General features: G+C 64.0%; 22 protein-coding genes and 1 tRNA gene. 20 read left to right on the top strand and 3 right to left on the bottom strand.

The window, feature by feature from the left end:
• Nucleotides 1-65 precede the first annotated feature (65 nt).
• From BCEP18194_RS18080 to BCEP18194_RS18070, 3 genes are all read right to left on the bottom strand, one after another.
• Entirely contained in the window at nt 66-1,616 is a 1,551-nt protein-coding gene (locus BCEP18194_RS18080; RefSeq protein WP_011352707.1) for a SulP family inorganic anion transporter, read from the bottom strand.
• 37 nt (nt 1,617-1,653) lie between these two features.
• The gene (locus tag BCEP18194_RS18075; RefSeq protein WP_011352706.1) at nt 1,654-2,295 is read right to left on the bottom strand and encodes a carbonic anhydrase; all 642 of its coding nucleotides are present in this window, start codon (nt 2,293-2,295) and stop codon (nt 1,654-1,656) included.
• A gap of 382 nt (nt 2,296-2,677) precedes the next feature.
• On the bottom strand, nt 2,678-3,190 hold the full coding sequence (locus BCEP18194_RS18070; protein WP_011352705.1) for a hypothetical protein: 513 nt from the start codon (nt 3,188-3,190) through the stop codon (nt 2,678-2,680).
• Nucleotides 3,191-3,359: 169 nt separating this feature from the next.
• Here BCEP18194_RS18070 and BCEP18194_RS18065 point away from each other — a divergent pair, with 169 nt between their 5' ends.
• The 20 genes from BCEP18194_RS18065 (at nt 3,360) to BCEP18194_RS17970 (ending at nt 23,707) form a co-directional block, all read left to right on the top strand.
• Nucleotides 3,360-4,619 (top strand): branched-chain amino acid ABC transporter substrate-binding protein, encoded by a 1,260-nt coding sequence (locus tag BCEP18194_RS18065; protein WP_011352704.1) that lies wholly within the window; start codon nt 3,360-3,362, stop codon nt 4,617-4,619.
• Nucleotides 4,620-4,726: 107 nt separating this feature from the next.
• Nucleotides 4,727-4,996, top strand: coding sequence for a 30S ribosomal protein S15 (gene rpsO, locus BCEP18194_RS18060; protein WP_006398792.1), 270 nt, complete (start codon nt 4,727-4,729; stop codon nt 4,994-4,996).
• Between the two features lie 290 nt (nt 4,997-5,286).
• Nucleotides 5,287-7,434 carry a polyribonucleotide nucleotidyltransferase gene (pnp, locus tag BCEP18194_RS18055; protein WP_011352703.1) on the top strand — a complete coding sequence of 716 codons (2,148 nt, stop codon included), beginning with the start codon at nt 5,287-5,289 and terminating at the stop codon, nt 7,432-7,434.
• A gap of 152 nt (nt 7,435-7,586) precedes the next feature.
• Complete coding sequence (locus BCEP18194_RS18050) at nt 7,587-8,606, top strand: NAD(P)H-quinone oxidoreductase (RefSeq protein ID WP_011352702.1); 1,020 nt, start codon at nt 7,587-7,589, stop codon at nt 8,604-8,606.
• A gap of 141 nt (nt 8,607-8,747) precedes the next feature.
• On the top strand, nt 8,748-9,503 hold the full coding sequence (tpiA, locus tag BCEP18194_RS18045) for a triose-phosphate isomerase (RefSeq protein WP_011352701.1): 756 nt from the start codon (nt 8,748-8,750) through the stop codon (nt 9,501-9,503).
• A 72-nt stretch (nt 9,504-9,575) separates the two neighbouring features.
• On the top strand, nt 9,576-9,953 hold the full coding sequence (secG, locus tag BCEP18194_RS18040) for a preprotein translocase subunit SecG (protein ID WP_011352700.1): 378 nt from the start codon (nt 9,576-9,578) through the stop codon (nt 9,951-9,953).
• 112 nt (nt 9,954-10,065) lie between these two features.
• Nucleotides 10,066-10,150, top strand: a tRNA-Leu gene (locus tag BCEP18194_RS18035).
• A 154-nt stretch (nt 10,151-10,304) separates the two neighbouring features.
• Nucleotides 10,305-10,664: an NADH-quinone oxidoreductase subunit A gene (locus tag BCEP18194_RS18030; RefSeq protein ID WP_006398798.1), complete on the top strand. Its 360-nt coding sequence runs from the start codon at nt 10,305-10,307 to the stop codon at nt 10,662-10,664.
• Nucleotides 10,665-10,726: 62 nt separating this feature from the next.
• Nucleotides 10,727-11,206 (top strand): NuoB/complex I 20 kDa subunit family protein, encoded by a 480-nt coding sequence (locus BCEP18194_RS18025; RefSeq protein WP_006398799.1) that lies wholly within the window; start codon nt 10,727-10,729, stop codon nt 11,204-11,206.
• 21 nt (nt 11,207-11,227) lie between these two features.
• On the top strand, nt 11,228-11,830 hold the full coding sequence (locus tag BCEP18194_RS18020; RefSeq protein ID WP_011352699.1) for an NADH-quinone oxidoreductase subunit C: 603 nt from the start codon (nt 11,228-11,230) through the stop codon (nt 11,828-11,830).
• 9 nt (nt 11,831-11,839) lie between these two features.
• On the top strand, nt 11,840-13,093 hold the full coding sequence (locus tag BCEP18194_RS18015) for an NADH-quinone oxidoreductase subunit D (RefSeq protein WP_011352698.1): 1,254 nt from the start codon (nt 11,840-11,842) through the stop codon (nt 13,091-13,093).
• Between the two features lie 173 nt (nt 13,094-13,266).
• A complete protein-coding gene (gene nuoE / locus BCEP18194_RS18010; protein ID WP_006750460.1) occupies nt 13,267-13,752 on the top strand; it encodes an NADH-quinone oxidoreductase subunit NuoE in 486 nt (161 codons plus the stop codon).
• Complete coding sequence (gene nuoF / locus BCEP18194_RS18005; RefSeq protein ID WP_006478267.1) at nt 13,749-15,059, top strand: NADH-quinone oxidoreductase subunit NuoF; 1,311 nt, start codon at nt 13,749-13,751, stop codon at nt 15,057-15,059. The genes nuoE and nuoF overlap by 4 nt, the downstream gene beginning before the upstream one ends.
• Before the next feature lie 82 nt (nt 15,060-15,141).
• Nucleotides 15,142-17,472, top strand: coding sequence for an NADH-quinone oxidoreductase subunit NuoG (nuoG, locus tag BCEP18194_RS18000; RefSeq protein WP_011352697.1), 2,331 nt, complete (start codon nt 15,142-15,144; stop codon nt 17,470-17,472).
• Nucleotides 17,473-18,540, top strand: a complete 1,068-nt coding sequence (gene nuoH, locus BCEP18194_RS17995) for an NADH-quinone oxidoreductase subunit NuoH (protein WP_011352696.1) — start codon at nt 17,473-17,475, stop codon at nt 18,538-18,540.
• Between the two features lie 12 nt (nt 18,541-18,552).
• Entirely contained in the window at nt 18,553-19,041 is a 489-nt protein-coding gene (gene nuoI / locus BCEP18194_RS17990; protein ID WP_011352695.1) for an NADH-quinone oxidoreductase subunit NuoI, read from the top strand.
• 112 nt (nt 19,042-19,153) lie between these two features.
• Nucleotides 19,154-19,804, top strand: coding sequence for an NADH-quinone oxidoreductase subunit J (locus BCEP18194_RS17985; RefSeq protein WP_011352694.1), 651 nt, complete (start codon nt 19,154-19,156; stop codon nt 19,802-19,804).
• A gap of 18 nt (nt 19,805-19,822) precedes the next feature.
• Nucleotides 19,823-20,128, top strand: a complete 306-nt coding sequence (nuoK, locus tag BCEP18194_RS17980) for an NADH-quinone oxidoreductase subunit NuoK (RefSeq protein WP_006478272.1) — start codon at nt 19,823-19,825, stop codon at nt 20,126-20,128.
• Between the two features lie 17 nt (nt 20,129-20,145).
• The gene (gene nuoL, locus BCEP18194_RS17975) at nt 20,146-22,200 is read left to right on the top strand and encodes an NADH-quinone oxidoreductase subunit L (protein ID WP_011352693.1); all 2,055 of its coding nucleotides are present in this window, start codon (nt 20,146-20,148) and stop codon (nt 22,198-22,200) included.
• Between the two features lie 16 nt (nt 22,201-22,216).
• On the top strand, nt 22,217-23,707 hold the full coding sequence (locus BCEP18194_RS17970) for an NADH-quinone oxidoreductase subunit M (protein ID WP_011352692.1): 1,491 nt from the start codon (nt 22,217-22,219) through the stop codon (nt 23,705-23,707).
• Nucleotides 23,708-23,719 lie beyond the last annotated feature (12 nt).

Here is a 23,719-nt window from a genome sequence, read left to right as displayed (position 1 = left end):
GTACCGCGCATCACTGAAACGCCCCGTGCGGCCCTGCGCCGCCGGGGCGTTTTTTCATGCGCGGCTCATTCGGCGGCCGGCGCGCGGAACAGCCAGCGACGCGTGGCCGTGCGCTGCGCCGGGCTGCGCCGCCGGAACTCGACTGCGATGCCGCGTCGCGGTGCATCGGCGACGAACGCGTCGAGCAGTTCGAGCACGTCGTGGTCGATGTAGTCGGCGCGCGTCGCGTCGATGATCACTGCGGCCCGGTCGGGAATGTGCCGCAGGTGATGCTTGACCTGCACCTTGCCGAGGAACGACACATCCTTGCGGAACGACAGCAGGAAGTGGTCGTCGTGCTGCGCGAGCGTGACGGGGCTCTTCAGGTTCGCAACGGCGACTGCCAGCACGCTGCAGGCAAGGCCGAGCGCGATGCCGAACAGCAGGTCGACCGCAAGCACACCAGCAATCGTCGCGGCGAACGGCACGAACGCGGCCGGGCCCTGTTTCATCACCGAGCGGAACAGCGCCGGTTTCGCGAGCTTGAAGCCGGTGTGGATCAGGATCGCCGCGAGGCTCGCGAGCGGGATCAGGTTGATCAGGCCGGTGAGCGCGAACACGCTCGCGAGCAGCAGCATCCCGTGCACGATCGCCGACATCCGGCTTTGTGCGCCCGCATTGACGTTCACCGAGCTGCGCACGATCACCGACGTGATCGGCAATCCGCCGACCGCGCCCGCCACGAGATTGCCGACGCCCTGGGCCTTGAGCTCGCGGTCGGGCTGGGTCGGCCGGCGCTTCGGGTCGATCTGCTCGACTGCTTCGAGGCTCAGCAGCGTCTCGAGGCTTGCAACGACCGCAAGCGTGATTGCGACGCGCCACACGTCCGGATTCACGAGCTGCGCGAAGTTCGGGCCGAGCTCCGCATGCTTGAGCGACGCTGCGAAGGCCGCGAACGATCCGAGTTCGGGCAGCGTGACGCGATGGGCGGCACCCGGTGCAATCGACGGCGCGACGACGCCCAGCACGAGCGTGGCGCCGATACCCAGCACGACCACGGCAAGCGGAGCCGGCACCGAGCGCACCAGCGCGAAGCGGTGCAGCGCGGGCGTGTCCCACGCGACCAGCAGCGCGAGCGAGGCGAGCGCGATGGCCGTCGCGGCCCACGCGACCGGCAGGCCCGGCCAATTCGCAAACGATTGCGCGGCCGAGCCGCCGAGACCGAATGCGAACGGAATCTGCTTCACGATCAGCAGGAGGCCGATCGCGGCGAGCATGCCCTTGATGACGGGCGACGGCACATAGGCGGCGAAGCGGCCGGCGCGCAGCATGCCGAACCCGAACTGCAGTACGCCGGACAGCAGCACCGCGAGCAGGAACGCGGAGAAGCTGCCGAGTTGGGCGATCCCTTCGACGACGATCACGACGAGGCCGGCGGCCGGCCCGCTGACGGACAGCGACGAGCCGCTCAGCAGCGCGACGACGATACCGCCGACGATGCCGGACACGAGCCCGGCGAATGGCTCGACGCCGGATGCATTGGCGATGCCGAGACACAGCGGCAGCGCGACGAGGAAAACGACGACGCCGGCGACGATGTCGCGCGGCAGGGTGGACAGGCGCTCGTTCAGTTTCATGGTTGGGGCGATTTCATTGGCTTGGGGGCGGGGTAGATCAGCCGAGCGCACCGGCCGTCGCGGCCTGCATGGTTTCGACGTCGACGGGCGGGTTGGTGTAGCCGGAGTCGAGTTCCTGCAGGCGGCCGTCGGCGAGCGAGAAGATCCAGCCGTGCACGAGCGGCGGCCGTTCGCGGCCTTGCACGATCGGCGACGCGCGCAGCAGCCGCACCTGTTCGAGCACGTTGAGCTCGGCGAGGCGATCGGCGGCGGCCGTGTCGTCGAGCCCGTCCAGCGCGTCGCGATGGCGCCGCGCGAGCGCGCAGAGCGGCGCGATGCGGCGCGCGACGTGCGGCAGGTCGGACGGCGGCGGCAGCAGCGACGCGCGTACGCCGCCGCATCCGTAGTGCCCGCACACGATCACGTGGTCGACCTGCAGCACGCGCACCGCGTACTCCAGCACGCTGGCGGAATTGTCGTCGTCGGGATGGAACAGGTTCGCGATGTTGCGATGGACGAACAGCTCGCCGGGCGCGCAGTGCGTGATGGTTTCGGCCGGCACGCGGCTGTCGGCGCAGCCGATCCACAGCACGCGCGGGTTCTGGCCGCGCGCGAGCGCGTCGAAGAAGCCGGGCGTGTATTCACGCGTTTCGCGGGCCCAGGCGATGTTGGCAACCAGCATGCTCTTGGGGCGATTCATGAGGACTCCTTTGTGATAAAGGCAAACGAATATCGGCAGAAATGACGCAATGGCATTCTTTCTAAATTGAAAGGTTTGGTTTCGACTGATATTAGGGGTATGCCCTAGCGCTTCGGGTGGGTTGAAACAATTTGTTTCAAATTGATTTGGCGTAGTGCATTGCGTGCACCAATTCGCCGCATGACATGCACTGCGCATGCCTGTTTCCGCGCAAAGGCCCGCATGACGGGGATGTCAGCGTGGTGCCATCGGCCTGTCATCGATCGGAAAAGATTTCCGTCGAATTTGCCGAATTAATAGGAAAGCGGAAAAAAGGAAATGGCCATTCACGCAATGATTCGTGAATGGCCATGATGAAAATTGCGCGTAAATGCGTAATCGGTCAGAACAGGTTGCGGCGGTCTGGATCGTGCAGCGGGTCGGGCGTTTTCTGCGTGATGCGCAGGATGCCCTGCGGATCGAAGTAGAAGCTGTACATCATGTACCAGACGTTGTCCTCGAGATACCGATAGGTCCACACCTCGCGCTTCATCAGCGGGAAGTAGGACGTCTCGACGGGGCGTCCGAAGTTGACGAGCACATCGGTCTTCGTCCATTTGCCGATCTCTGCGCGATAGAACTCGTTCGGCTGCAGGACCTGGCGCACGTTGACGATCTTGTGGGCCGCGTCGACGTCGGCCGCGATGGTGATTTCGCCCATCGGCTGGGTCGGCCACATCAGGCGCTTGCCGCCGCCGGGCAGGTCGTAGATCTCGCGCGGCGGGCCCATGCGTGCGACGATCGCCGACTCGTCCTGGCCGGCCTGGTATTGCTGCCACGGTTGCGCGCAACCGGCCAGCAGCGCGGCGGCGCTGGCGAACAGCACCGGCAGGCGCGCGGAAATGCGAATGCGCATGGGGATTCTCCAGAACACGGAAACAAGTCCCGTTTTATCACGGACGGCGCGCGGCCGCGCACCGCGAGGAAAAAATCGGTGCGGATCGCCGGGCGCGCCGCGCTTGCGGGTGGCGGGCGCGCCGGCCTATGATCCGCGCTTCTCGGGCAGATTGAAGGGCAGGTGGCCGATGCAGGGGTGGAAGCGGTGTGCGCTCGCGTTGAGCGCGGGGTGGATGCTGGTGTCGTCCGCGTTTGCGGGCGGCGAGCCGGTGCGGATCGCGCTGATCGAAGGGATGTCGGGCCCGTTCGCGAATGCGGGCGCGGCGGTCGAACGCAACCTGCGCTTCGGCGTCGAGCAGGTCAACGCGGCGGGCGGCGTGAAGCTGCGCGACGGCGCGCATCCGCTCGAACTGGTGGTGCTCGACAGCAAGGGCAGCCCCGAGGAGGCACTCGTGCAGTTGCGCGCGGCCGCGGACCGCCATATCGGGTTCGTCGCGCAGGGCAACAGCTCGGCCGTCGCGGCCGCGCTCGTCGCCGCGCTCGACAAGCTGAACGCGCGCGATCCGGACAACCGGATGCTGTTCCTCAACTATTCGGCCGACGATCCGGCGCTGACCGGCGCACGCTGCAGTTTCTGGCATTTTCGCTTCGATGCGCACGCGGGCATGCGGATGGCTGCGCTCGCGGACGTGATGGCGCGCGACCGTGCGCTCCGCAAGGTTTATCTGCTGAACCAGGACTACAGTTTCGGCCACGATGTCAGCACGCTCGCCCGGCAGGCGCTGGCCGCGCGGCGCCCGGACGTGACGATCGCCGGCGACGAATTCCACCCGATCGGGCGGATCAAGGATTTCTCACCGTACATCGCGAAGATCCGCGCGAGCGGTGCCGACGCCGTCGTGACCGGCAACTGGGGCAACGACCTGACGCTGCTCGTGAAGGCGGCGCGCGAGCAGGGGCTGAATGCGAAGTTCTATACCTTCTACGGCAACAGCCTCGGCGCGCCGGCCGCGCTTGGCGATGCCGGTGTCGGGCGGGTCGTGGCCGTGGCGGACTGGCATCCGAACGCGGGCGGCGTGAAATCCGATGCGTTCTACCGTGCGTTCCGGAACCGTTTTCCGGCCGCCCAGGACGACTATCCGGTGCGACGGATGAGCCTGATGATCGAGATGCTGGCCGCCGCGATGAACCGCGCGGGTTCGGCCGACCCCGTCGCGGTCGCGCGTGCGCTCGAGGGCCTGTCGTTCGACGACGGCTTCCACGCGTCGAAGATGCGCGCGCAGGATCATCAGTTGATCCAGCCCCTTTACGTGATGGAGATGGACAAGGTCGGCACGCCGGGCGTGCGCTTCGACAACGAGGGTTCCGGCTACGGCTTCCGGACGGTGCTTGCGGTGCCGGCGCAGCGCACGGAGACGCCGTCCGCCTGCTCGATGACGCGCCCGTGACAGGAGGCGGTAAGAACGGCGCGGAGTTGTGCTACAATGCGCGCCGGTTGTAAGTCACGGCACGGCCATTCTTCCGTGTCCGCCTGTTCAGTTAGAAAGGAAATCACATGTCTGTTGCAGATATCAAGAAGTCGGAAGTTGTTGCTCAGTTCGCCCGCGGTACCAACGACACGGGGAGCCCCGAAGTCCAGGTCGCACTGCTGACCGCACGTATCGTCGAACTGACGGGTCACTTCAAGACCCACGCGAAGGATCACCACAGCCGCCGCGGTCTGCTGCGCATGGTGAGCCGCCGCCGCAAGCTGCTCGACTACCTCAAGGGCAAGGATGCCGACCGTTACCGCGCACTGATCGAGAAGCTGGGTCTGCGTAAGTAATCGAGGCGATTGCCGCCAGCAAGATGCCTGTGTCAGTCCGCTGATACAGGCATTTTGTTTTTGCGCGGTGCGTAGCGTCACACGCACCGCAGGCTGTCCGGCACGGTTGTGCAGGGCTGCCGCAACGACTGATACCGGGGCAGGATTTGTGTCATTCCAGCGCGTCGCTGCATGAGCGCCGCGCTGGAATGGCATAAAAAACACACCTTGCTCCGGGTGATTCGGTCGGGACGCCGCCGCGCGGGATGGCCGGCGCGGCGAATGAAATGCATGAATTCAAAGGAGCAACCATGTCCATGTTCAACAAGGTCGTGAAGGAATTCCAGTGGGGCCAGCACAAGGTGCGCCTCGAAACCGGTGAAGTCGCTCGCCAGGCAAGCGGCGCCGTGATCGTCGACGTCGAAGACACCGTCGTGCTGGCAACCGTCGTCGGCGCGAAGTCGGCGAAGCCGGGGCAGGATTTCTTCCCGCTGACCGTCGACTACCTCGAGAAGACCTACTCGGCCGGCAAGATCCCGGGCGGCTTCTTCCGTCGCGAAGGCCGTCCGTCGGAACACGAGACGCTGACGTCGCGCCTGATCGACCGTCCGCTGCGCCCGCTGTTCCCGGAAGGCTTCTACAACGAAGTCCAGGTCGTGATCCACGTGCTGTCCGTGAACCCGGAAATCCCGGCGGACATCCCCGCACTGATCGGCGCATCGGCTGCGCTCGCCGTGTCGGGCCTGCCGTTCAACGGCCCGGTCGGTGCCGCACGCGTGGCCTACATCGACAACGCATACGTGCTGAACCCGACGCGTGACCAGATCAAGGCATCGAGCCTCGACCTCGTCGTCGCAGGTACGGAACGTGCCGTGCTGATGGTTGAATCGGAAGCCGATCAGCTGTCGGAAGACGTGATGCTGGGCGCCGTGGTGTTCGGCCACGAGCAAATGCAGGTCGCGATCGACGCGATCCACGAACTGGTGCGCGAAGGCGGCAAGCCCGAGTGGGACTGGCAGCCGGCCCCGAAGAACGAACCGCTGATCGCGCGCGTGACCGAGCTGGCACAGAACGACCTGCTCGCGGCTTATCAGCTCCGCGACAAGCAAGCACGCTCGACGAAGCTGAAGGAAGTCTATGCAGCAACCTCGGCGAAGCTCGAGGAAGACGCATCGGCGGCCGGTACGGTCGCAGCGGACAAGGCTACCGTCGGCAACGTGCTGTTCGACATCGAAGCCAAGATCGTCCGTTCGCAGATCCTGAACGGCGAGCCGCGTATCGACGGCCGCGACACGCGCACCGTGCGCCCGATCGAAATCCGTACCGGCGTGCTGCCGCGTACCCACGGCTCGGCGCTGTTCACGCGCGGCGAGACGCAGGCGCTGGTCGTCGCGACGCTCGGCACGAAGGGTGACGAGCAGATCATCGACGCACTCGAAGGCGAGTACCGCGAGCGCTTCATGCTCCACTACAACATGCCCCCGTTCGCGACCGGCGAAACGGGCCGCGTCGGCTCGCCGAAGCGCCGCGAAATCGGCCACGGCCGCCTCGCGAAGCGTGCACTGGTCAAGTGCCTGCCGAGCGCCGACGAATTCGGCTACTCGATCCGCGTCGTGTCGGAAATCACCGAATCGAACGGTTCGTCGTCGATGGCATCGGTGTGCGGCGGCTGCCTCGCGCTGATGGACGCCGGCGTGCCGATGAAGGCACACGTCGCGGGTATCGCGATGGGCCTGATCCTCGAAGGCAACAAGTTCGCGGTGCTGACCGACATCCTCGGCGACGAAGATCACCTCGGCGACATGGACTTCAAGGTGGCCGGCACGGAACAAGGCGTGACGGCACTGCAGATGGACATCAAGATCCAGGGCATCACGAAGGAAATCATGCAGGTCGCGCTCGCGCAGGCGAAGGAAGGCCGCATGCACATCCTCGGCAAGATGACGTCGGCAGTCTCGGGTGCGAACACGCAACTGTCGGAATTCGCGCCGCGCATGATCACGATCAAGATCAACCCGGAAAAGATCCGCGACGTGATCGGCAAGGGCGGTTCGGTGATCCGCGCGCTGACGGAAGAAACCGGCACGACCATCGACATCTCCGACGACGGCGTCGTGACGATCGCAAGCACGAACAGCGACGGCATGGCCGAAGCGAAGAAGCGTATCGAGAACATCACGGCCGAAATCGAAGTCGGCCAGGTGTACGAAGGCACGGTTCTGAAGCTGCTCGATTTCGGCGCGATCGTGAACCTGCTGCCGGGCAAGGATGGCCTGCTGCACATCTCGGAAATCGTCAACGAGCGTGTGAAGGACATCAACGACTACCTGAAGGAAGGCCAGCAAGTGAAGGTCAAGGTCATCCAGACGGACGAAAAGGGTCGCGTGCGTCTGTCGGCGAAGGCGCTGCTGAATGAAGCAGCGGCGGCGTCGCAGTCGGACACGCCGCCGCAGCAGTAAGCGGGCAGGCGGACCAACGGCCGGCAGTGCGAAAGCGTGCCGGCCGTTTTTTCTGTAGCATCGTTGTGCGGCGCAGCAGCGCCGGCCAGGCGCCTGTGCCGCGCGCGGGCGCGCCATCCGATTCCGATCCTGATCCTGGAGCGACCATCACCATGAAAGCCATCGAAATCACCGAATTCGGTGCCCCCGACGTGCTGAAGCTTGCGGAGCGTCCGCGCCCCGAACCGAAGCGCGGCGAAGTGCTGATCAAGGTGGCGGCTTCCGGCGTGAACCGGCCCGACGTGTTCCAGCGCAAGGGGGCGTATGCGCCGCCGCCGGGCGCGTCGGACCTGCCGGGCCTCGAGGTTGCAGGCGAGATCGTCGGCGGTGACCTGTCGGACGCTGCGCTGAACCCGTTCGGCCTGAAGCTCGGCGATCGCGTGTGCGCGTTGCTTGCAGGCGGTGGCTATGCGGAGTACGCGGTCGCACCGCTGCCGCAATGCCTGCCGGTGCCCGACGGGCTCACCGATATCGAGGCCGCGTCGCTGCCCGAAACGTTTTTCACGGTGTGGAGCAACGTGTTCGACCGTGCGCAGCTCGGCGCGGGCGAGGGCGGCGAGCAGGAAACGCTGCTCGTGCAGGGCGGCTCGAGCGGCATCGGCGTGACGGCGATCCAGATCGCGCATGCGCTCGGCTTTCGCGTGTTCGCGACGGCCGGCACGGCCGATAAATGCCGCGCTTGCGAGGCGCTCGGCGCCGAACGCGCGATCAACTACAAGACGGAAGATTTCGTCGAGGTCGTGAAGTCGCTGACGCACGATCGCGGCGTCGACGTGATCCTCGACATGGTGGCGGGCTCGTACGTGCCGCGCGAACTGTCCGCGCTCGTGGATGGCGGCCGTCTCGTGCTGATCGCGCTGCTCGGCGGCGCGAAGGCCGACGTCAACCTGGGCGAGATCCTGCGCCGCCGGCTGACGATCACGGGGTCGACGCTGCGCCCGCGTCCGGTCGAGTTCAAGGCGCAGATCGCCGCGCAGCTGAAGTCGCGCGTGTGGCCGCTGCTTGCCGACGGCCGCATCAAGCCGGTGATCTATCGCGTATTGCCGGCTGCGGACGCCGCTCAGGCGCACGCGCTGATGGAAAGCAGCGAGCACACCGGCAAGATCGTGCTCGATTGGGGTACGAACGCCTGACGGCCCGTGCGACCGGGCTTGACATGCGCGGTTTGACCGGTTCAAGCCGCGCGCAGTAAAATCGCCGGTTTGCTTCGCCAGATCAAACCTGACGGCCGGTTTCCGGCACGTTAATGACCAAGCGGTGACGAGACAGACACGATGTCGAAACAGAGAACTAAGCGTGTGATCGGCAACTGGAAGATGCACGGCCGGCTGGCCGGCAACCAGGCGTTGCTGAACGAAGTGGTGCAGGGCGCGGGCGCGGTGGCGGCCGAAACGTCGATCGGCGTGTGCGTGCCGTTCCCGTATCTCGCGCAGGTTCAGGCGCAGCTCGACGGCGGCCGTGTCGCCTGGGGTGCGCAGGACGTGTCGGCGCACGAACAGGGCGCGTTCACCGGTGAAGTCGCGGCCGCGATGGTCGCGGAGTTCGGCGCACGCTATGCGATCGTCGGTCACTCGGAGCGCCGCGCGTATCACGGCGAACGCAACGAGACGGTCGCCGCGAAGACGCAGCGCGCGCTCGCAGCGGGGCTCACGCCAGTCGTGTGCGTTGGCGAGACGCTCGACGAGCGCGAGTCGGGTGCGACCGAGCAGGTGGTCGGTGCGCAGCTCGACGCAGTGCTGGCCGTGCTGACGGCTGACGAAGCGACGCGCATCGTCGTCGCATACGAGCCGGTCTGGGCGATCGGCACGGGCAAGAGCGCGACGTCGGCGCAGGCACAGGACGTGCACGCGTTCCTGCGTGCGCGTCTCGCGGCAAAGGGTGCGGCGGACGTGTCCGTGCTGTACGGCGGCAGCGTTAAGCCGGACAACGCGGAAGAGCTGTTTGCGCAGCCGGACATCGACGGCGGCCTGATCGGCGGCGCGTCGCTGAAGGCGGAAGATTTCCTGGCGATCTGCCGGGCCGCGCGTTGAGCGGTCCGGGATCGAATTGAACCATGACGGTGGCCGGTCGTTCCGGTCGCCTGATCCATTCGGGTGGGTGTGATGCTGTTATTCAAGACGCTGATTATTGTGGTGCAGGTGCTGTCTGCACTTGGTGTGATTGGTCTCGTGCTGCTGCAGCACGGCAAGGGTGCCGACATGGGCGCTGCGTTCGGCAGCGGCGCGTCGGGCAGCCTGTTCGGTGCAACGGGCTCGGCGAACTTCCTGTCGCGTACGACGGGCATTCTCGCAACGATCTTCTTCGTCGCGACGCTCGCGCTGACGTACCTCGGTTCGTACAAGTCGACGCCGTCGGCAGGCGTGCTGGGTGGGGTTGCGACCGCACCGGCATCGGCACCTGCAGCATCGGCGCCGGCTGTCGCGGCATCCGCTGCCGCAGGTTCGGCTGCAAGTGCGCCGGGCCAGGACGTCCCGAAATAAAAAGTTAAATTTTTTGCGATTGTGCGTTGAACAATTCTGGAACTCGGGTTAGAATTTAATTCTTGAAGCGATTCGCGGGAAACAAGTAGTTACAACCCCGGTTGCATGCAGTGCCGACGTGGTGAAATTGGTAGACACGCTATCTTGAGGGGGTAGTGGCGAAAGCTGTGCGAGTTCGAGTCTCGCCGTCGGCACCAAAGTTACTCAATGCCAGCCGCTTCTAGTGGCTGGCATTTTTCATTTCTGGAGTGTGCTTGCGGTTGTCTTGCGATCGCATGCACTCCGAAATGATCCCTTCCGCCGGATAGTGGTATTCTCCGGACGCTCAGAACCAACCGATAGAGGATTGCCTTGAACCTCGCAGCCTATTACCCCGTCTTGTTGTTCCTCCTCGTGGGCACTGGTTTAGGTATAGCGCTGGTCAGCATCGGCAAGCTCCTTGGTCCCAACAAGCCGGACGTCGAGAAGAACGCACCGTACGAGTGCGGCTTCGAAGCCTTTGAAGACGCCCGGATGAAATTCGACGTCCGGTACTACCTCGTCGCCATCCTGTTCATCATCTTCGATCTCGAAACCGCTTTCCTGTTTCCGTGGGGCGTCGCGCTCCGGGATATCGGCTGGCCGGGTTTCATCGCAATGATGATTTTTCTGCTCGAATTCCTGCTGGGCTTTGCCTATATCTGGAAGAAAGGCGGGCTCGACTGGGAGTGATGGGTTAATCGCCGGTTTGCATGGGCGGCCACGCTCGGTCGCTCGTCTGGAGTGGAAAGCAAATGAGTATCGAAGGGGTCTTGAAGGAAGGGTTTGTCACCACGACGGCTGACAAGCTGATCAACTGGACGCGTACCGGCTCGCTGTGGCCGATGACGTTCGGGCTCGCGTGTTGCGCCGTCGAAATGATGCATGCGGGCGCAGCCCGTTATGACCTGGACCGGTTCGGCGTCGTGTTTCGCCCGAGCCCGCGTCAGTCGGACGTGATGATCGTCGCTGGCACGCTCTGCAACAAGATGGCACCCGCGCTGCGTCGCGTGTACGACCAGATGGCCGAACCGCGCTGGGTGATCTCGATGGGATCGTGCGCGAACGGCGGTGGCTACTACCACTACTCGTACTCGGTGGTCCGCGGCTGCGACCGGATCGTGCCGGTCGACGTCTACGTGCCGGGCTGTCCGCCCACGGCCGAGGCGCTGGTCTACGGCGTGATCCAGCTTCAGGCGAAGATCCGCCGCACCAATACCATCGCCCGTCAATAAAGCCCCGAGCGTCCCCTCAATATGGCAAGCAAAATCGAGACCCTCAAGGCAAACCTCGAAGCCGCGCTCGGCGCGCGCGTGGTGAGCCTCACCGAAGCGATCGGTGAACTGACGCTCGTCGTAAAGGCGAGCGATTACCTCGAAGTCGCAAAGATGCTGCGCGACGATCCGAAGCTCCGTTTCGAGCAGTTGCTCGACCTGTGCGGCGTCGACTACCAGACCTTCGGCGACGGTGCCTACGACGGCCCGCGTTTCGCGGCCGTGTCGCACCTGCTGTCGGTCACGAACAACTGGCGTCTGCGCCTGCGCGCATTCGCGCCGGACGACGACCTGCCGATCGTGGCATCGCTGGTCGACATCTGGACCTCCGCGAACTGGTACGAGCGCGAAGCGTTCGACCTGTACGGCATCGTGTTCGAAGGCCACCCCGACCTGCGCCGCATCCTCACCGACTACGGCTTCATCGGCCATCCGTTCCGCAAGGACTTCCCGGTGTCGGGCTATGTCGAAATGCGTTACGACCCGGAAGAGAAGCGGGTCGTGTACCAGCCGGTGACGATCGAACCGCGCGAAATCACGCCGCGCGTGATCCGCGAGGATCGCTATGGCGGTCTGAAACATTAAGGGGGCGTCATGGCAGAAATCAAGAACTACACGCTCAACTTCGGCCCGCAGCACCCGGCAGCGCACGGCGTGCTGCGCCTCGTGCTCGAGCTCGACGGCGAAGTCATCCAGCGTGCCGATCCGCACATCGGCCTGCTGCACCGCGCGACGGAAAAGCTCGCGGAATCCAAGACGTTCATCCAGTCCGTGCCGTACATGGACCGTCTCGACTACGTGTCGATGATGGTCAACGAGCACGGCTACGTGCTCGCGATCGAAAAGCTGCTCGGCATCGAAGTGCCTGAGCGCGCGCAGTACATCCGCGTGCTGTTCGACGAGATCACGCGCGTGCTGAACCACCTGATGTGGATCGGCGCACACGCACTCGACGTCGGCGCGATGGCCGTGTTCCTGTACGCATTCCGCGAACGCGAAGACCTGATGGACGTGTACGAAGCGGTGTCCGGCGCCCGGATGCACGCGGCGTACTATCGTCCGGGCGGCGTCTACCGCGACCTGCCTGACGCAATGCCGCAATACAAGGCGTCGAAGATTCGCAACGAGAAGGCGCTCGCGAAGATGAACGAAGCGCGCAGCGGCTCGGTGCTCGACTTCATCGACGACTTCTTCGCGCGCTTCCCGAAGTGCGTCGACGAATACGAAACGCTGCTCACCGACAACCGGATCTGGAAACAGCGTCTGGTCGGGATCGGCGTGGTCAGCCCGGAACGTGCGCTGCAGATGGGCCTGACGGGCCCGATGCTGCGCGGCTCGGGCATCGCCTGGGATCTGCGCAAGAAGCAGCCGTACGAAGTGTACGATCGCATGGATTTCGATGTGCCGGTCGGCGTGAACGGCGATTGCTACGACCGCTATCTGGTGCGCGTCGAAGAAATGCGCCAGTCGATCCGCATCGCGAAACAGTGTATTGAGTGGCTCCGCAAGAATCCGGGCCCGGTGATGACGGACAATCACAAGGTTGCACCGCCGTCGCGCGTTGGCATGAAGACCAACATGGAAGACTTGATTCACCACTTCAAGCTCTTCACCGAAGGTTTCCATGTGCCGGAAGGCGAAGCGTACGCGGCGGTCGAGCATCCGAAGGGTGAGTTCGGCATCTACCTCGTGTCGGATGGTGCGAACAAGCCGTATCGCCTCAAGATTCGCGCACCGGGTTTCGCGCACCTGGCGTCGCTCGACGAAATGGCGCGCGGTCACATGATCGCCGACGCCGTCACGATCATCGGTACGCAGGACATCGTGTTCGGCGAAATCGATCGCTAATGGTTAGCGCCGCCCGCGCGAGCGGGCGGCGAGCAGCAAGTCACACGCGATGCGCGCTGAACCGGCGCGGCTTCGCAAGCTGTCAACAGAGTGAGCGCCAGGTCTGCCGTCCATGCACCCCAATGTGCGGCAGGTTGTTCGTTCGGTAGGAATTGAAAGAGTCGTGTCTGAAAATGATCTCAGCTGAAGGCCTGAAGGAAATCGATCGAGCGTTGACGAAGTATCCCGCCGATCAGAAACAGTCCGCCGTGATGTCGGCATTGGCCGTTGCTCAGGAAGAGCACGGCTGGCTGTCGCCCGAACTGATGCAGTTCGTCGCGGACTATCTCGGCATGCCGGCCGTTGCCGTGCAGGAAGTCGCGACGTTCTACACGATGTACGAGCTCAACCCGGTCGGCAAGCACAAGATCACGCTCTGCACGAACCTGCCGTGCCAGCTCGGCCCGGACGGTGGCGCGGAAGCGACTGCCGACTACCTGAAACAGAAGCTCGGCATCGGCTTCGGCGAGACCACGCCCGACGGCAAGTTCACGCTGAAGGAAGGCGAATGCATGGGCTCGTGCGGCGATGCGCCGGTGCTGCTGGTGAACAATCACAGAATGTGCAGCTTCATGAGCCGCGAGAAGATCGACCAGCTGCTTGAGGAGCTCTCGAAATGACGTCCCTCCACGACCGTCACATCAAACCGCTGATCCTCGCTGGTCTGAACGGCGAGAACTGGCATCTCGAAGATTACGTTGCGCGCGGCGGCTACAAGCAGCTGCGCCGCATTCTCGAAGAAAAGATTCCGCCCGAGCAGGTGATCGCCGACGTCAAGGCGTCGGGCCTGCGTGGCCGTGGCGGTGCGGGCTTCCCGACCGGCCTGAAGTGGAGCTTCATGCCGCGTCAGTTCCCGGGGCAGAAGTACCTCGTCTGCAACTCGGACGAAGGCGAGCCGGGCACGTTCAAGGATCGCGACATCCTGCGCTGGAACCCGCACGCGCTGATCGAAGGCATGGCCATCGGCGCGTACGCGATGGGCATCACCGTCGGCTACAACTACATCCACGGCGAAATCTTCGAAGTGTATCGACGCTTCGAAGCCGCGCTCGATGAAGCGCGCGCTGCCGGGTTCCTCGGCGACAACATCATGGGCTCGGAATTCTCGTTCCAGCTGCACGCGCACCACGGTTACGGCGCGTACATCTGCGGCGAAGAAACGGCACTGCTCGAGTCGCTCGAAGGCAAGAAGGGCCAGCCGCGCTTCAAGCCGCCGTTCCCGGCGAGCTTCGGCGTGTACGGCAAGCCCACCACGATCAACAACACCGAGACGTTCGCCGCGGTGCCGTTCTTGCTGTCCATCGGGCCGCAGAATTACCTCGAGATCGGCAAGCCGAACAACGGCGGCACGAAGATTTTCTCGGTGTCGGGCGACGTCGAGCGTCCGGGCAACTATGAAGTGCCGCTCGGCACGCCGTTCGCGACGCTGATGGAGCTCGCAGGCGGGATGCGCGGCGGCAAGAAGATCAAGGCCGTGATTCCGGGCGGTTCGTCGGCGCCGGTGATCCCGGGCGACATCATGATGCAGACGGATCTCGACTACGATTCGATCGCGAAGGCGGGCTCGATGCTCGGTTCCGGCGCGGTGATCGTGATGGACGAGACGCGCTGCATGGTGCGCTCGCTGCTGCGCCTGTCGTACTTCTACTACGAAGAATCGTGCGGTCAGTGCACGCCGTGCCGTGAAGGCACCGGCTGGCTGTATCGCGTCGTGAATCGTATCGAGCACGGCGAAGGCCGCCAGGAAGATCTGGACCTGCTGAACTCGGTTGCCGAGAACATCATGGGCCGCACGATCTGTGCACTCGGCGATGCGGCGGCGATGCCGGTACGCGGGATGCTCAAGCACTACTGGGACGAATTCGCGTACCACGTCGAGCACAAGCACTGCATGGTCGGCGGCCACGCGCACGCGGCGGCAGCCTGAAGCGAACCCGGTTGCGGAATTTGAGCGCACGGTCGGGCGAAGGCGCGAACGGGCGGAAATAGGTTAAGGACCATTCACCATCATGGTTGAACTTGAAATAGACGGCAAGAAGGTCGAGGTGCCCGAAGGCAGCATGGTGATCCAGGCTGCGCACAAGGCGGACAAGTACATTCCTCACTTCTGCTATCACAAGAAACTGTCGGTTGCGGCCAACTGCCGGATGTGTCTCGTCGAAGTCGAGAAGATGCCGAAGGCCGTGCCTGCCTGCGCGACCCCCGTGTCGGCCGGCATGATCGTCCATACGCAATCCGACAAGGCCGTGAAGGCGCAGCAGTCGGTGATGGAATTCCTCCTCATCAACCACCCACTCGACTGCCCGATCTGCGATCAGGGCGGTGAATGCCAGCTGCAGGATCTGGCGGTCGGTTACGGCAAGTCGTCGTCGCGTTACTCGGAAGAGAAGCGCGTGGTGTTCCACAAGAATGTGGGCCCGCTGATCTCGATGGAAGAAATGTCGCGTTGCATCCACTGCACGCGCTGCGTCCGCTTCGGCCAGGAAATCGCCGGCGTGATGGAGTTCGGCATGCTGGGCCGCGGCGAGCATTCGGAAATCACGACGTTCGTCGGCAAGACGGTCGATTCCGAAATGTCGGGCAACATGATCGACCTGTGCCCGGTCGGCGCGCTGACCAGCAAGCCGTTCCGCTACAGCGCCCGTACGTGGGAACTGTCGCGCCGCAAGTCGGTGAGCCCGCACGATTCCGTCGGCGCGAACCTCGTCGTGCAAGTGAAGAACAACCGCGTGATGCGCGTGCTGCCGTTCGAGAACGAAGCCATCAACGAATGCTGGATCTCGGACAAGGATCGCTTCTCGTATGAAGGCCTCAACAGCGAAGAGCGCCTGACGAAGCCGATGCTGAAGCAGGGCGGCCAGTGGATCGAAACCGACTGGCAGACCGCACTCGAATACGTCGCGAAGGGCCTGAAGGGCATCGCCGCGGATCACGGCGCGAACGCGCTGGCGATGCTCGCGAGCGCGCACAGCACGGCCGAAGAGCTGTTCCTCGTGAAGCAGCTCGCCAACGAACTGAAGACGCCGAACGTCGACTTCCGTCTGCGTCAGCAGGATTTCTCGGCGCCGGTCCAGGGCGCACCGTGGCTCGGCATGCCGATCGCCGACCTGTCGAACGTGGATGCCGCGTTCGTCGTCGGTTCGTTCCTGCGCCGCGACCACCCGCTGTTCGCCTCGCGCCTGCGTCAGGCCGCGAAGAACGGCGCGAAGCTGCACTTCCTGCACGCAACCGGTGACGACGCACTGATCCCGACCGCGCAGCGCATCGTTGCAGCGCCGTCGGCATGGCTCGACCAGTTGGCCGGTATCGCAGCGGCCGTCGCGCAACTGCGCGGCGTCGCACTGCCCGACGCGCTGGCAGGCGTCACGGCATCGCCGGCCGCGCAGGCTGTCGCCCAGTCGCTCGCGAACGGCGAACGCCGCGCGGTGCTGCTCGGCAACGTCGCGGTCCGCCATCCGGAATTCGCCAAGCTGCACGCCGTCGCCAAGTGGATCGCCGACAACACCGGCGCCACGTTCGGCTTCCTGACGGAAGCGGCCAACACGGTCGGCGCGCACGTCGTCGGCGCACTGCCGGGCGAAGGCGGCCTGAACGCACGCGAAGCGTTCGAGCAGCCGCGCAAGGGTTACGTGCTGCTGAACGTCGAACCGGAATTCGACACCGCCGATCCGGCGCAGGCACTCGCCGCGCTGAACCAGGCGGAAATGGTTGTCGTGATGTCGCCGTTCAAGCATGGCCTCGACTACGCCGACGTACTGCTGCCGGTTGCGCCGTTCACGGAAACGGCCGGTACGTACGTGAATGCGGAAGGCACCGTGCAGAGCTTCAACGGCGTGGTGCGCCCGCTCGGCGACACGCGTCCGGGCTGGAAGGTGCTGCGTGTGCTGGGCAGCGTGCTCGGCCTGCCGAACTTCGAATACGAGACCTCGGAAGAAGTGCGTCTCGCCGCGCTCGGCGATGCCGGCGTCGCGGGCCGCCTGTCGAACCAGACGTCGGTCGCGCCGGTGCGCGTCGCGGCGAATGCCGCGAACGGCGGTTTCGAGCGCCTGGCCGATGTGCCGATCTATCACGCCGACGCACTCGTGCGCCGCGCAGGTGCGCTGCACCTGACGACCGCCGCGAAGGCGGCGAATGCCGCAGCCCTGCCGGCCGCGCTGTTCGACAAGCTGGGCTTGAAGGAAGGCGACGCGGTGCGCGTGCGCCAGGGCGAGCGTGCGGTGCAGTTGCCGGCCGTGCGCGACGCGAATCTTGCGGAGACCGTCGTTCGCGTGTCGGCGGCAACGCCTGCCGGCGCAGCGCTCGGCAGCCTGTCCGGTGAACTGGTGGTGGAGAAGGCGTAAATGAGCTTGTTCGATACGATCAACGCGGGCGGGTCCCAGCTTCTCGGCTTCGCATGGCCGACGGTGTGGGCAATCGTGCGCATCCTCGTCGTCTCCGTCGTCATCCTGCTGTGCGTCGCGTACCTGATTCTGTGGGAACGCAAGCTGATCGGCTGGATGCACGTGCGTCTCGGCCCGAACCGCGTCGGCCCCGGCGGCTTGCTGCAGCCGATCGCCGACGTGCTGAAGCTGCTGCTGAAGGAAGTCATTCAGCCGAGCGCCGCCAGCCGCTGGCTGTACCTGATCGCGCCGGTGATGACCGTCGTGCCGGCGTTCGCCGTGTGGGCCGTGATCCCGTTCCAGGCCGAAGCGGTCCTCGCGAACGTCAACGCGGGCCTGCTGTACGCGATGGCGATCTCGTCGATCGGCGTGTACGCGGTGATTCTCGCGGGCTGGGCATCGAACTCGAAGTACGCGTTCCTCGGCGCGATGCGCGCCGCGGCACAGATGGTGTCGTACGAAATCTCGATGGGCTTCGCGCTGGTGCTGGTGCTGATGACGGCCGGCAGCCTGAACCTGTCGGAAATCGTCGGTTCGCAGCAGCACGGCTTCTTCGCCGGCCACGGCGTGAACTTCCTGTCGTGGAACTGGCTGCCGCTCCTGCCGGCGTTCGTCGTGTACTTCATCTCGGGCATCGCCGAAACGAACCGCCACCCGTTCGACGTGGTGGAAGGGGAGTCGGAAATCGTTGCCGGTCACATGATCGATTACTCGGGTATGGCGTTCGCGCTGTTCTTCCTCGCCGAGTACATCAACATGATCGTGATCTCGGCGCTGACCGCGACGCTGTTCCTCGGCGGCTGGGATGCACCGTTCGAATTCCTGTCGTTCATTCCGGGCATCTTCTGGCTGGTGCTGAAGATATTCGCGCTGCTGTCGGTGTTCATCTGGGTTCGCGCGACGTTCCCGCGTTTCCGTTACGACCAGATCATGCGCTTGGGCTGGAAGGTGTTCCTGCCCGTCACGGTGGTCTGGGTGGTCGTGGTCGGCTTCTGGATGATGTCGCCGCTCAACATCTGGGTGAAGTAATCGGACGAAATCATGAGCGCAATCCAACACTTCTTTAAGACCTTCTTCCTGACCGAGCTCCTGCAGGGGCTCGCGCTGACCGGCCGTTACACGTTCAAGCGCAAGGTCACCGTGCAGTTCCCGGAAGAAAAGACGCCGATTTCGCCGCGTTTCCGCGGGCTGCATGCGCTGCGCCGCTACGAAAACGGCGAAGAGCGCTGCATCGCGTGCAAGCTGTGCGAGGCCGTGTGCCCCGCGATGGCGATCACGATCGAATCGGAAACGCGCGCGGACAACACGCGCCGCACGACGCGCTACGACATCGACCTGACGAAGTGCATCTTCTGCGGTTTCTGCGAAGAGAGCTGCCCGGTCGATTCGATCGTCGAGACGCAGATTCTCGAGTACCACGGCGAAAAGCGCGGCGACCTGTATTTCACGAAGGAAATGCTGCTCGCAGTGGGCGATCGCTACGAGAAGGACATCGCCGCGGCGAAGGCTGCCGACGCGCCGTATCGTTGATTGTGTTTGCAGTGCCGGCCCGAAGTACGGGCCGAGCCGCCGCGACGGGTGCGGCTCGCAAGAGCGTCCCGCAAGCCGCGCCTGACTATGGCCTAACGATGAACCGGTAATCATGGAATTCACGACCGTACTGTTCTACATCTTCGCGCTGCTCCTGGTGGTATCAGGGCTGAAGGTGATCACTTCGCGCAACCCGGTGGCGTCTGCGCTTTTCCTTGTGCTGGCGTTCTTCAACGCCGCCGCGATCTGGATGCTGCTGGAAGCGGAGTTCCTCGCGATCCTGCTGGTGCTGGTCTACGTGGGCGCGGTGATGGTGCTGTTCCTGTTCGTCGTGATGATGCTGGACATCAACATCGACTACCTGCGCCGCGATTTCAAGCGCTTTGTCCCGATGGCGACCGTGGTTGGCGCGATCATCGTGATCGAAACCGCGCTGATCCTGTGGCGCGGCTACGGCGACACGCAGACCGTGCACGCGATGGCGACGGGCGAGATGGCCAACTGGTCGAACACGCGCCTGATCGGCAAGGTGATCTACACCGACTACATCTTCGCGTTTGAAATCGCCGGCCTCGTGCTGCTGGTCGCGATCATTGCCGCGATCGGGCTGACCGAGCGCAAGGGCAAGGACAGCAAGCGCCAGCGCGTGTCGGATCAGGTCAAGGTGCGCCGCAACGACCGCGTGCGCCTCGTGAAGATGGAAGCGGAAAAGCCGCAGCCGGAAGCGGCGCAGAGCGAAGCCGGTTCGGGCACCAACGGCTAAGCGGAGGAAAAGAAAATCATGCTGACTCTTGCTCACTACCTCGTGCTCGGCGCGATCCTCTTTGCGATCGCGATCGTCGGGATCTTTCTGAACCGCCGCAACGTCATCATCATCCTGATGTCGATCGAACTGATGCTGCTGGCGGTGAATACCAACTTCGTCGCGTTTTCGCATTACCTCGGCGATGTGCACGGCCAGATCTTCGTGTTCTTCGTGCTGACCGTCGCCGCAGCGGAAGCCGCGATCGGCCTCGCGATTCTGGTGACCCTGTTCCGTAAGCTCGACACGATCAATGTCGAGGATCTCGATCAGCTCAAAGGTTAATTTCAGGCAACGCTGTTATGTCAACGACACTCAATGAAAACCTGCTGCTGGCGATTCCGCTCGCTCCGCTGGCCGGCTCGCTGATTGCGGGGCTGTTCGGGAACGCAGTCGGGCGCAAGGGCGCACACCGGATCACGATCCTCGGCGTAATGATCGCGTTCCTCCTGTCGGCGAAAGTCTTCTTCGACGTGATGGGCGGCGCAAGCTTCAACGCGACCGTCTACGAATGGATGAACGTCGGCTCGCTGAAGCTCGAAGTCGGCTTCCTCGTCGATTCGCTGACCGCGATGATGATGGTCGTCGTGACCTTCGTCTCGCTGATGGTGCACGTGTACACGATCGGCTACATGGCGGAAGAAGACGGCTACCAGCGCTTCTTCTCGTACATCTCGCTGTTCACGTTCTCGATGCTGATGCTCGTGATGAGCAACAACTTCCTGCAGCTGTTCTTCGGCTGGGAAGCGGTGGGTCTGGTGTCGTACCTGCTGATCGGCTTCTACTTCACGCGTGAGAGCGCGATCTACGCGAACATGAAGGCGTTCCTCGTGAACCGCGTGGGCGACTTCGGCTTCCTGCTCGGCATCGGCCTGCTGCTCGCATTCGCCGGCTCGATGAACTACGGCGAAGTGTTCGCAAAGCGCGCGGAACTCGCGAGCCTGCACTTCCCGGGCACCGACTGGGGCCTGCTGACCGTTGCCTGTATCTGCCTGTTCATCGGCGCGATGGGCAAGTCGGCACAGTTCCCGCTGCACGTGTGGCTGCCGGACTCGATGGAAGGCCCGACCCCGATCTCCGCGCTGATTCACGCGGCGACGATGGTGACCGCCGGCATCTTCATGGTGTCGCGCATGTCGCCGCTGTTCGAACTGTCGGATACCGCGCTGTCGTTCATCACGGTGATCGGCGCGATCACGGCGCTCTTCATGGGCTTCCTCGGCATCGTCCAGAACGACATCAAGCGCGTGGTTGCGTACTCGACGCTGTCGCAGCTCGGCTACATGACCGTCGCGCTCGGCGTGTCCGCTTACCCGGTCGCCGTGTTTCACCTGATGACGCACGCGTTCTTCAAGGCACTGCTGTTCCTTGGCGCAGGCTCGGTCATCATGGGCATGCACCACGACCAGGACATGCGCAACATGGGTGGCCTGCGCAAGTACATGCCGATCACGTGGATCACGTCGCTCGTCGGTTCGCTCGCGCTGATCGGCACGCCGTTCTTCTCGGGCTTCTACTCGAAGGACTCGATCATCGACGCGGTGAAGCTGTCGCACCTGCCGGGTTCGGGCTTCGCGTACTTCGCGGTCGTCGCGAGCGTGTTCGTCACGGCGCTGTACTCGTTCCGCATGTACTTCCTGGTGTTCCACGGCGAAGAGCGCTTCCGCAAGCCGAAGCATCCGGAATCGCCGATGGGCATGGCGGCTGCGCATGGCCACGACGACCACGGCCACGGCCACGGTCATGACGACCACGCGCACGAACCGCACGAGACCCCGTGGGTCGTGTGGGTGCCGCTGGTCCTGCTGGCGATCCCGTCAGTCATCATCGGCGCGTTCGCGATCAGCCCGATGCTGTTCGGCGACTTCTTCCAGCACGGCGTTGCATTCGACAAGGTGATCTTCATCGGCGAAAACCATCCGGCCCTGGCCGAGATGGCCGAAGAGTTCCACGGCTGGGTGGGCATGGGCCTGCACTCGGTGTCGGGCCTGCCGGTCTGGCTCGCGCTCGCCGGTGTCGTTGTCGCGTGGTTCCTGTACCTGAAGCGTCCGGAACTGCCGGCGTCGATCCGCCGCGCGTTCGGCCCGATCTACACGCTGCTGGACAACAAGTACTACATGGACAAGATCAACGAAGTGGTGTTCGCCCGTGGTTCGGTGGCGATCGGCCGCGGCCTGTGGAAGGAGGGTGACGTCGTGGTGATCGACGGCCTCGTCAACGGCAGCGCCCGGTTCATCGGCTGGTTCGCCGGCGTGATCCGCTTCCTCCAATCCGGTTACATCTATCACTACGCGTTCGCCATGATCATCGGCATGCTGGGGCTCCTGACCCTGTTTGTAACGCTCGGCGGCAAATAAGGCGGGGGACAACTTAATGCACGCTTTTCCGATTCTCAGTACCGCGATCTGGTTGCCGATCGTTTTCGGCCTCCTCGTGCTTGCGGTGGGTAACGACAAAAATCCGGGGACGGCCCGCTGGATCGCACTGATCGGTTCGCTGCTCGGTCTCGCGGTCACGATCCCGCTGATCACGGGCTTCGACTCGAGCACGGCTGCGCTGCAGTTCGTCGAGAAGTCGACCTGGATCGAACGCTTCGACATTGCGTATCACCTCGGCGTCGACGGCATCTCGATGTGGTTCGTCGTGCTGACCGCGCTGATCACGGTGATCGTCGTGATCGCCGCATGGGAAGTGATCACCGAGAACGTCGCGCAGTACCTCGCGGCATTCCTGATCCTGTCCGGGATCATGATCGGTGTATTCTCGGCGGCCGACGGCCTGCTGTTCTACGTGTTCTTCGAAGCGACCCTGATCCCGATGTACATCATCATCGGCGTGTGGGGCGGCCCGAACCGCGTGTATGCGGCATTCAAGTTCTTCCTGTACACGCTGGCCGGCTCGCTGCTGATGCTGGTCGCGCTGATCTACCTGTACACGGAAACGCATTCGTTCGACCTCGCGACGTGGCAGAACGCCAAGATCGCGATGACGCCGCAGATACTGCTGTTCATTGCCTTTTTCCTCGCGTTCGCGGTGAAGGTGCCGATGTGGCCGGTCCACACCTGGTTGCCGGACGCGCACGTGGAAGCGCCGACGGGCGGCTCGGTCGTGCTGGCTGCGATCATGCTGAAGCTCGGTGCGTACGGTTTCCTGCGCTTCTCGCTGCCGATCACGCCTGACGCGAGCCACTTCCTGGCTCCCGTCGTGATCACGCTGTCGCTGATCGCGGTGATCTACATCGGCCTCGTCGCGATGGTGCAGTCCGACATGAAGAAGCTGGTCGCGTATTCGTCGATCGCGCACATGGGCTTCGTCACGCTCGGCTTCTTCATCTTCAACCAGCTCGGCGTCGAAGGCGCGATCATCCAGATGATCTCGCACGGCTTCGTGTCGGGCGCGATGTTCCTGTGCATCGGCGTGCTGTACGACCGCGTGCACTCGCGCCAGATCGCCGATTACGGCGGCGTCGTGAACGTGATGCCGAAGTTCGCGGCATTCGCGATGCTGTTCTCGATGGCCAACTGCGGCCTGCCGGGCACGTCGGGTTTCGTCGGCGAGTTCATGGTGATTCTCGCTGCCGTCCAGTACAACTTCTGGATCGCATTCGGTGCGGCATTCACGCTGATCCTCGGCGCTGCCTACACGCTGTGGATGTACAAGCGCGTGTACTTCGGCGCGGTTGCGAACGATCACGTTGCCAAGCTGAAGGACATCGGCCGTCGCGAATTCCTGATGCTGGCTGTGCTCGCCGCGTTCACGATGCTGATGGGCCTGTATCCGAAGCCCTTCACCGACGTGATGCACGTTTCCGTGGAAAACCTCCTCTCCCATGTCGCGCAGTCGAAGCTGCCGCTGGCCCAGTAATCGCGAGCGGAG

Origin of the sequence: Burkholderia lata, assembly GCF_000012945.1 — a bacterium.
GTDB lineage: Bacteria > Pseudomonadota > Gammaproteobacteria > Burkholderiales > Burkholderiaceae > Burkholderia > Burkholderia lata.
Note: the sequence above shows the minus strand (reverse complement) of the source record. Positions and strands in the feature narration are given on the sequence as shown.

What these genes read in the sequence shown, in the direction of transcription:
- rpsO (WP_006398792.1), top strand. Translation starts at nt 4,727, where the DNA reads ATGTCTGTTGCAGATATCAAGAAGTCGGAAGTTGTTGCTCAGTTCGCC.
- nuoK (WP_006478272.1), top strand. Translation starts at nt 19,823, where the DNA reads ATGCTGACTCTTGCTCACTACCTCGTGCTCGGCGCGATCCTCTTTGCG.
- tpiA (WP_011352701.1), top strand. Translation starts at nt 8,748, where the DNA reads ATGTCGAAACAGAGAACTAAGCGTGTGATCGGCAACTGGAAGATGCAC.
- BCEP18194_RS18025 (WP_006398799.1), top strand. Translation starts at nt 10,727, where the DNA reads ATGAGTATCGAAGGGGTCTTGAAGGAAGGGTTTGTCACCACGACGGCT.
- nuoE (WP_006750460.1), top strand. Translation starts at nt 13,267, where the DNA reads ATGATCTCAGCTGAAGGCCTGAAGGAAATCGATCGAGCGTTGACGAAG.
- BCEP18194_RS18020 (WP_011352699.1), top strand. Translation starts at nt 11,228, where the DNA reads ATGGCAAGCAAAATCGAGACCCTCAAGGCAAACCTCGAAGCCGCGCTC.
- BCEP18194_RS18015 (WP_011352698.1), top strand. Translation starts at nt 11,840, where the DNA reads ATGGCAGAAATCAAGAACTACACGCTCAACTTCGGCCCGCAGCACCCG.
- BCEP18194_RS18070 (WP_011352705.1), bottom strand. Translation starts at nt 3,190, where the DNA reads ATGCGCATTCGCATTTCCGCGCGCCTGCCGGTGCTGTTCGCCAGCGCC.
- secG (WP_011352700.1), top strand. Translation starts at nt 9,576, where the DNA reads ATGCTGTTATTCAAGACGCTGATTATTGTGGTGCAGGTGCTGTCTGCA.
- nuoH (WP_011352696.1), top strand. Translation starts at nt 17,473, where the DNA reads ATGAGCTTGTTCGATACGATCAACGCGGGCGGGTCCCAGCTTCTCGGC.
- nuoG (WP_011352697.1), top strand. Translation starts at nt 15,142, where the DNA reads ATGGTTGAACTTGAAATAGACGGCAAGAAGGTCGAGGTGCCCGAAGGC.
- BCEP18194_RS18080 (WP_011352707.1), bottom strand. Translation starts at nt 1,616, where the DNA reads ATGAAACTGAACGAGCGCCTGTCCACCCTGCCGCGCGACATCGTCGCC.
- BCEP18194_RS17985 (WP_011352694.1), top strand. Translation starts at nt 19,154, where the DNA reads ATGGAATTCACGACCGTACTGTTCTACATCTTCGCGCTGCTCCTGGTG.
- nuoL (WP_011352693.1), top strand. Translation starts at nt 20,146, where the DNA reads ATGTCAACGACACTCAATGAAAACCTGCTGCTGGCGATTCCGCTCGCT.
- nuoI (WP_011352695.1), top strand. Translation starts at nt 18,553, where the DNA reads ATGAGCGCAATCCAACACTTCTTTAAGACCTTCTTCCTGACCGAGCTC.
- pnp (WP_011352703.1), top strand. Translation starts at nt 5,287, where the DNA reads ATGTCCATGTTCAACAAGGTCGTGAAGGAATTCCAGTGGGGCCAGCAC.
- BCEP18194_RS18065 (WP_011352704.1), top strand. Translation starts at nt 3,360, where the DNA reads ATGCAGGGGTGGAAGCGGTGTGCGCTCGCGTTGAGCGCGGGGTGGATG.
- BCEP18194_RS18050 (WP_011352702.1), top strand. Translation starts at nt 7,587, where the DNA reads ATGAAAGCCATCGAAATCACCGAATTCGGTGCCCCCGACGTGCTGAAG.
- BCEP18194_RS17970 (WP_011352692.1), top strand. Translation starts at nt 22,217, where the DNA reads ATGCACGCTTTTCCGATTCTCAGTACCGCGATCTGGTTGCCGATCGTT.
- BCEP18194_RS18075 (WP_011352706.1), bottom strand. Translation starts at nt 2,295, where the DNA reads ATGAATCGCCCCAAGAGCATGCTGGTTGCCAACATCGCCTGGGCCCGC.
- nuoF (WP_006478267.1), top strand. Translation starts at nt 13,749, where the DNA reads ATGACGTCCCTCCACGACCGTCACATCAAACCGCTGATCCTCGCTGGT.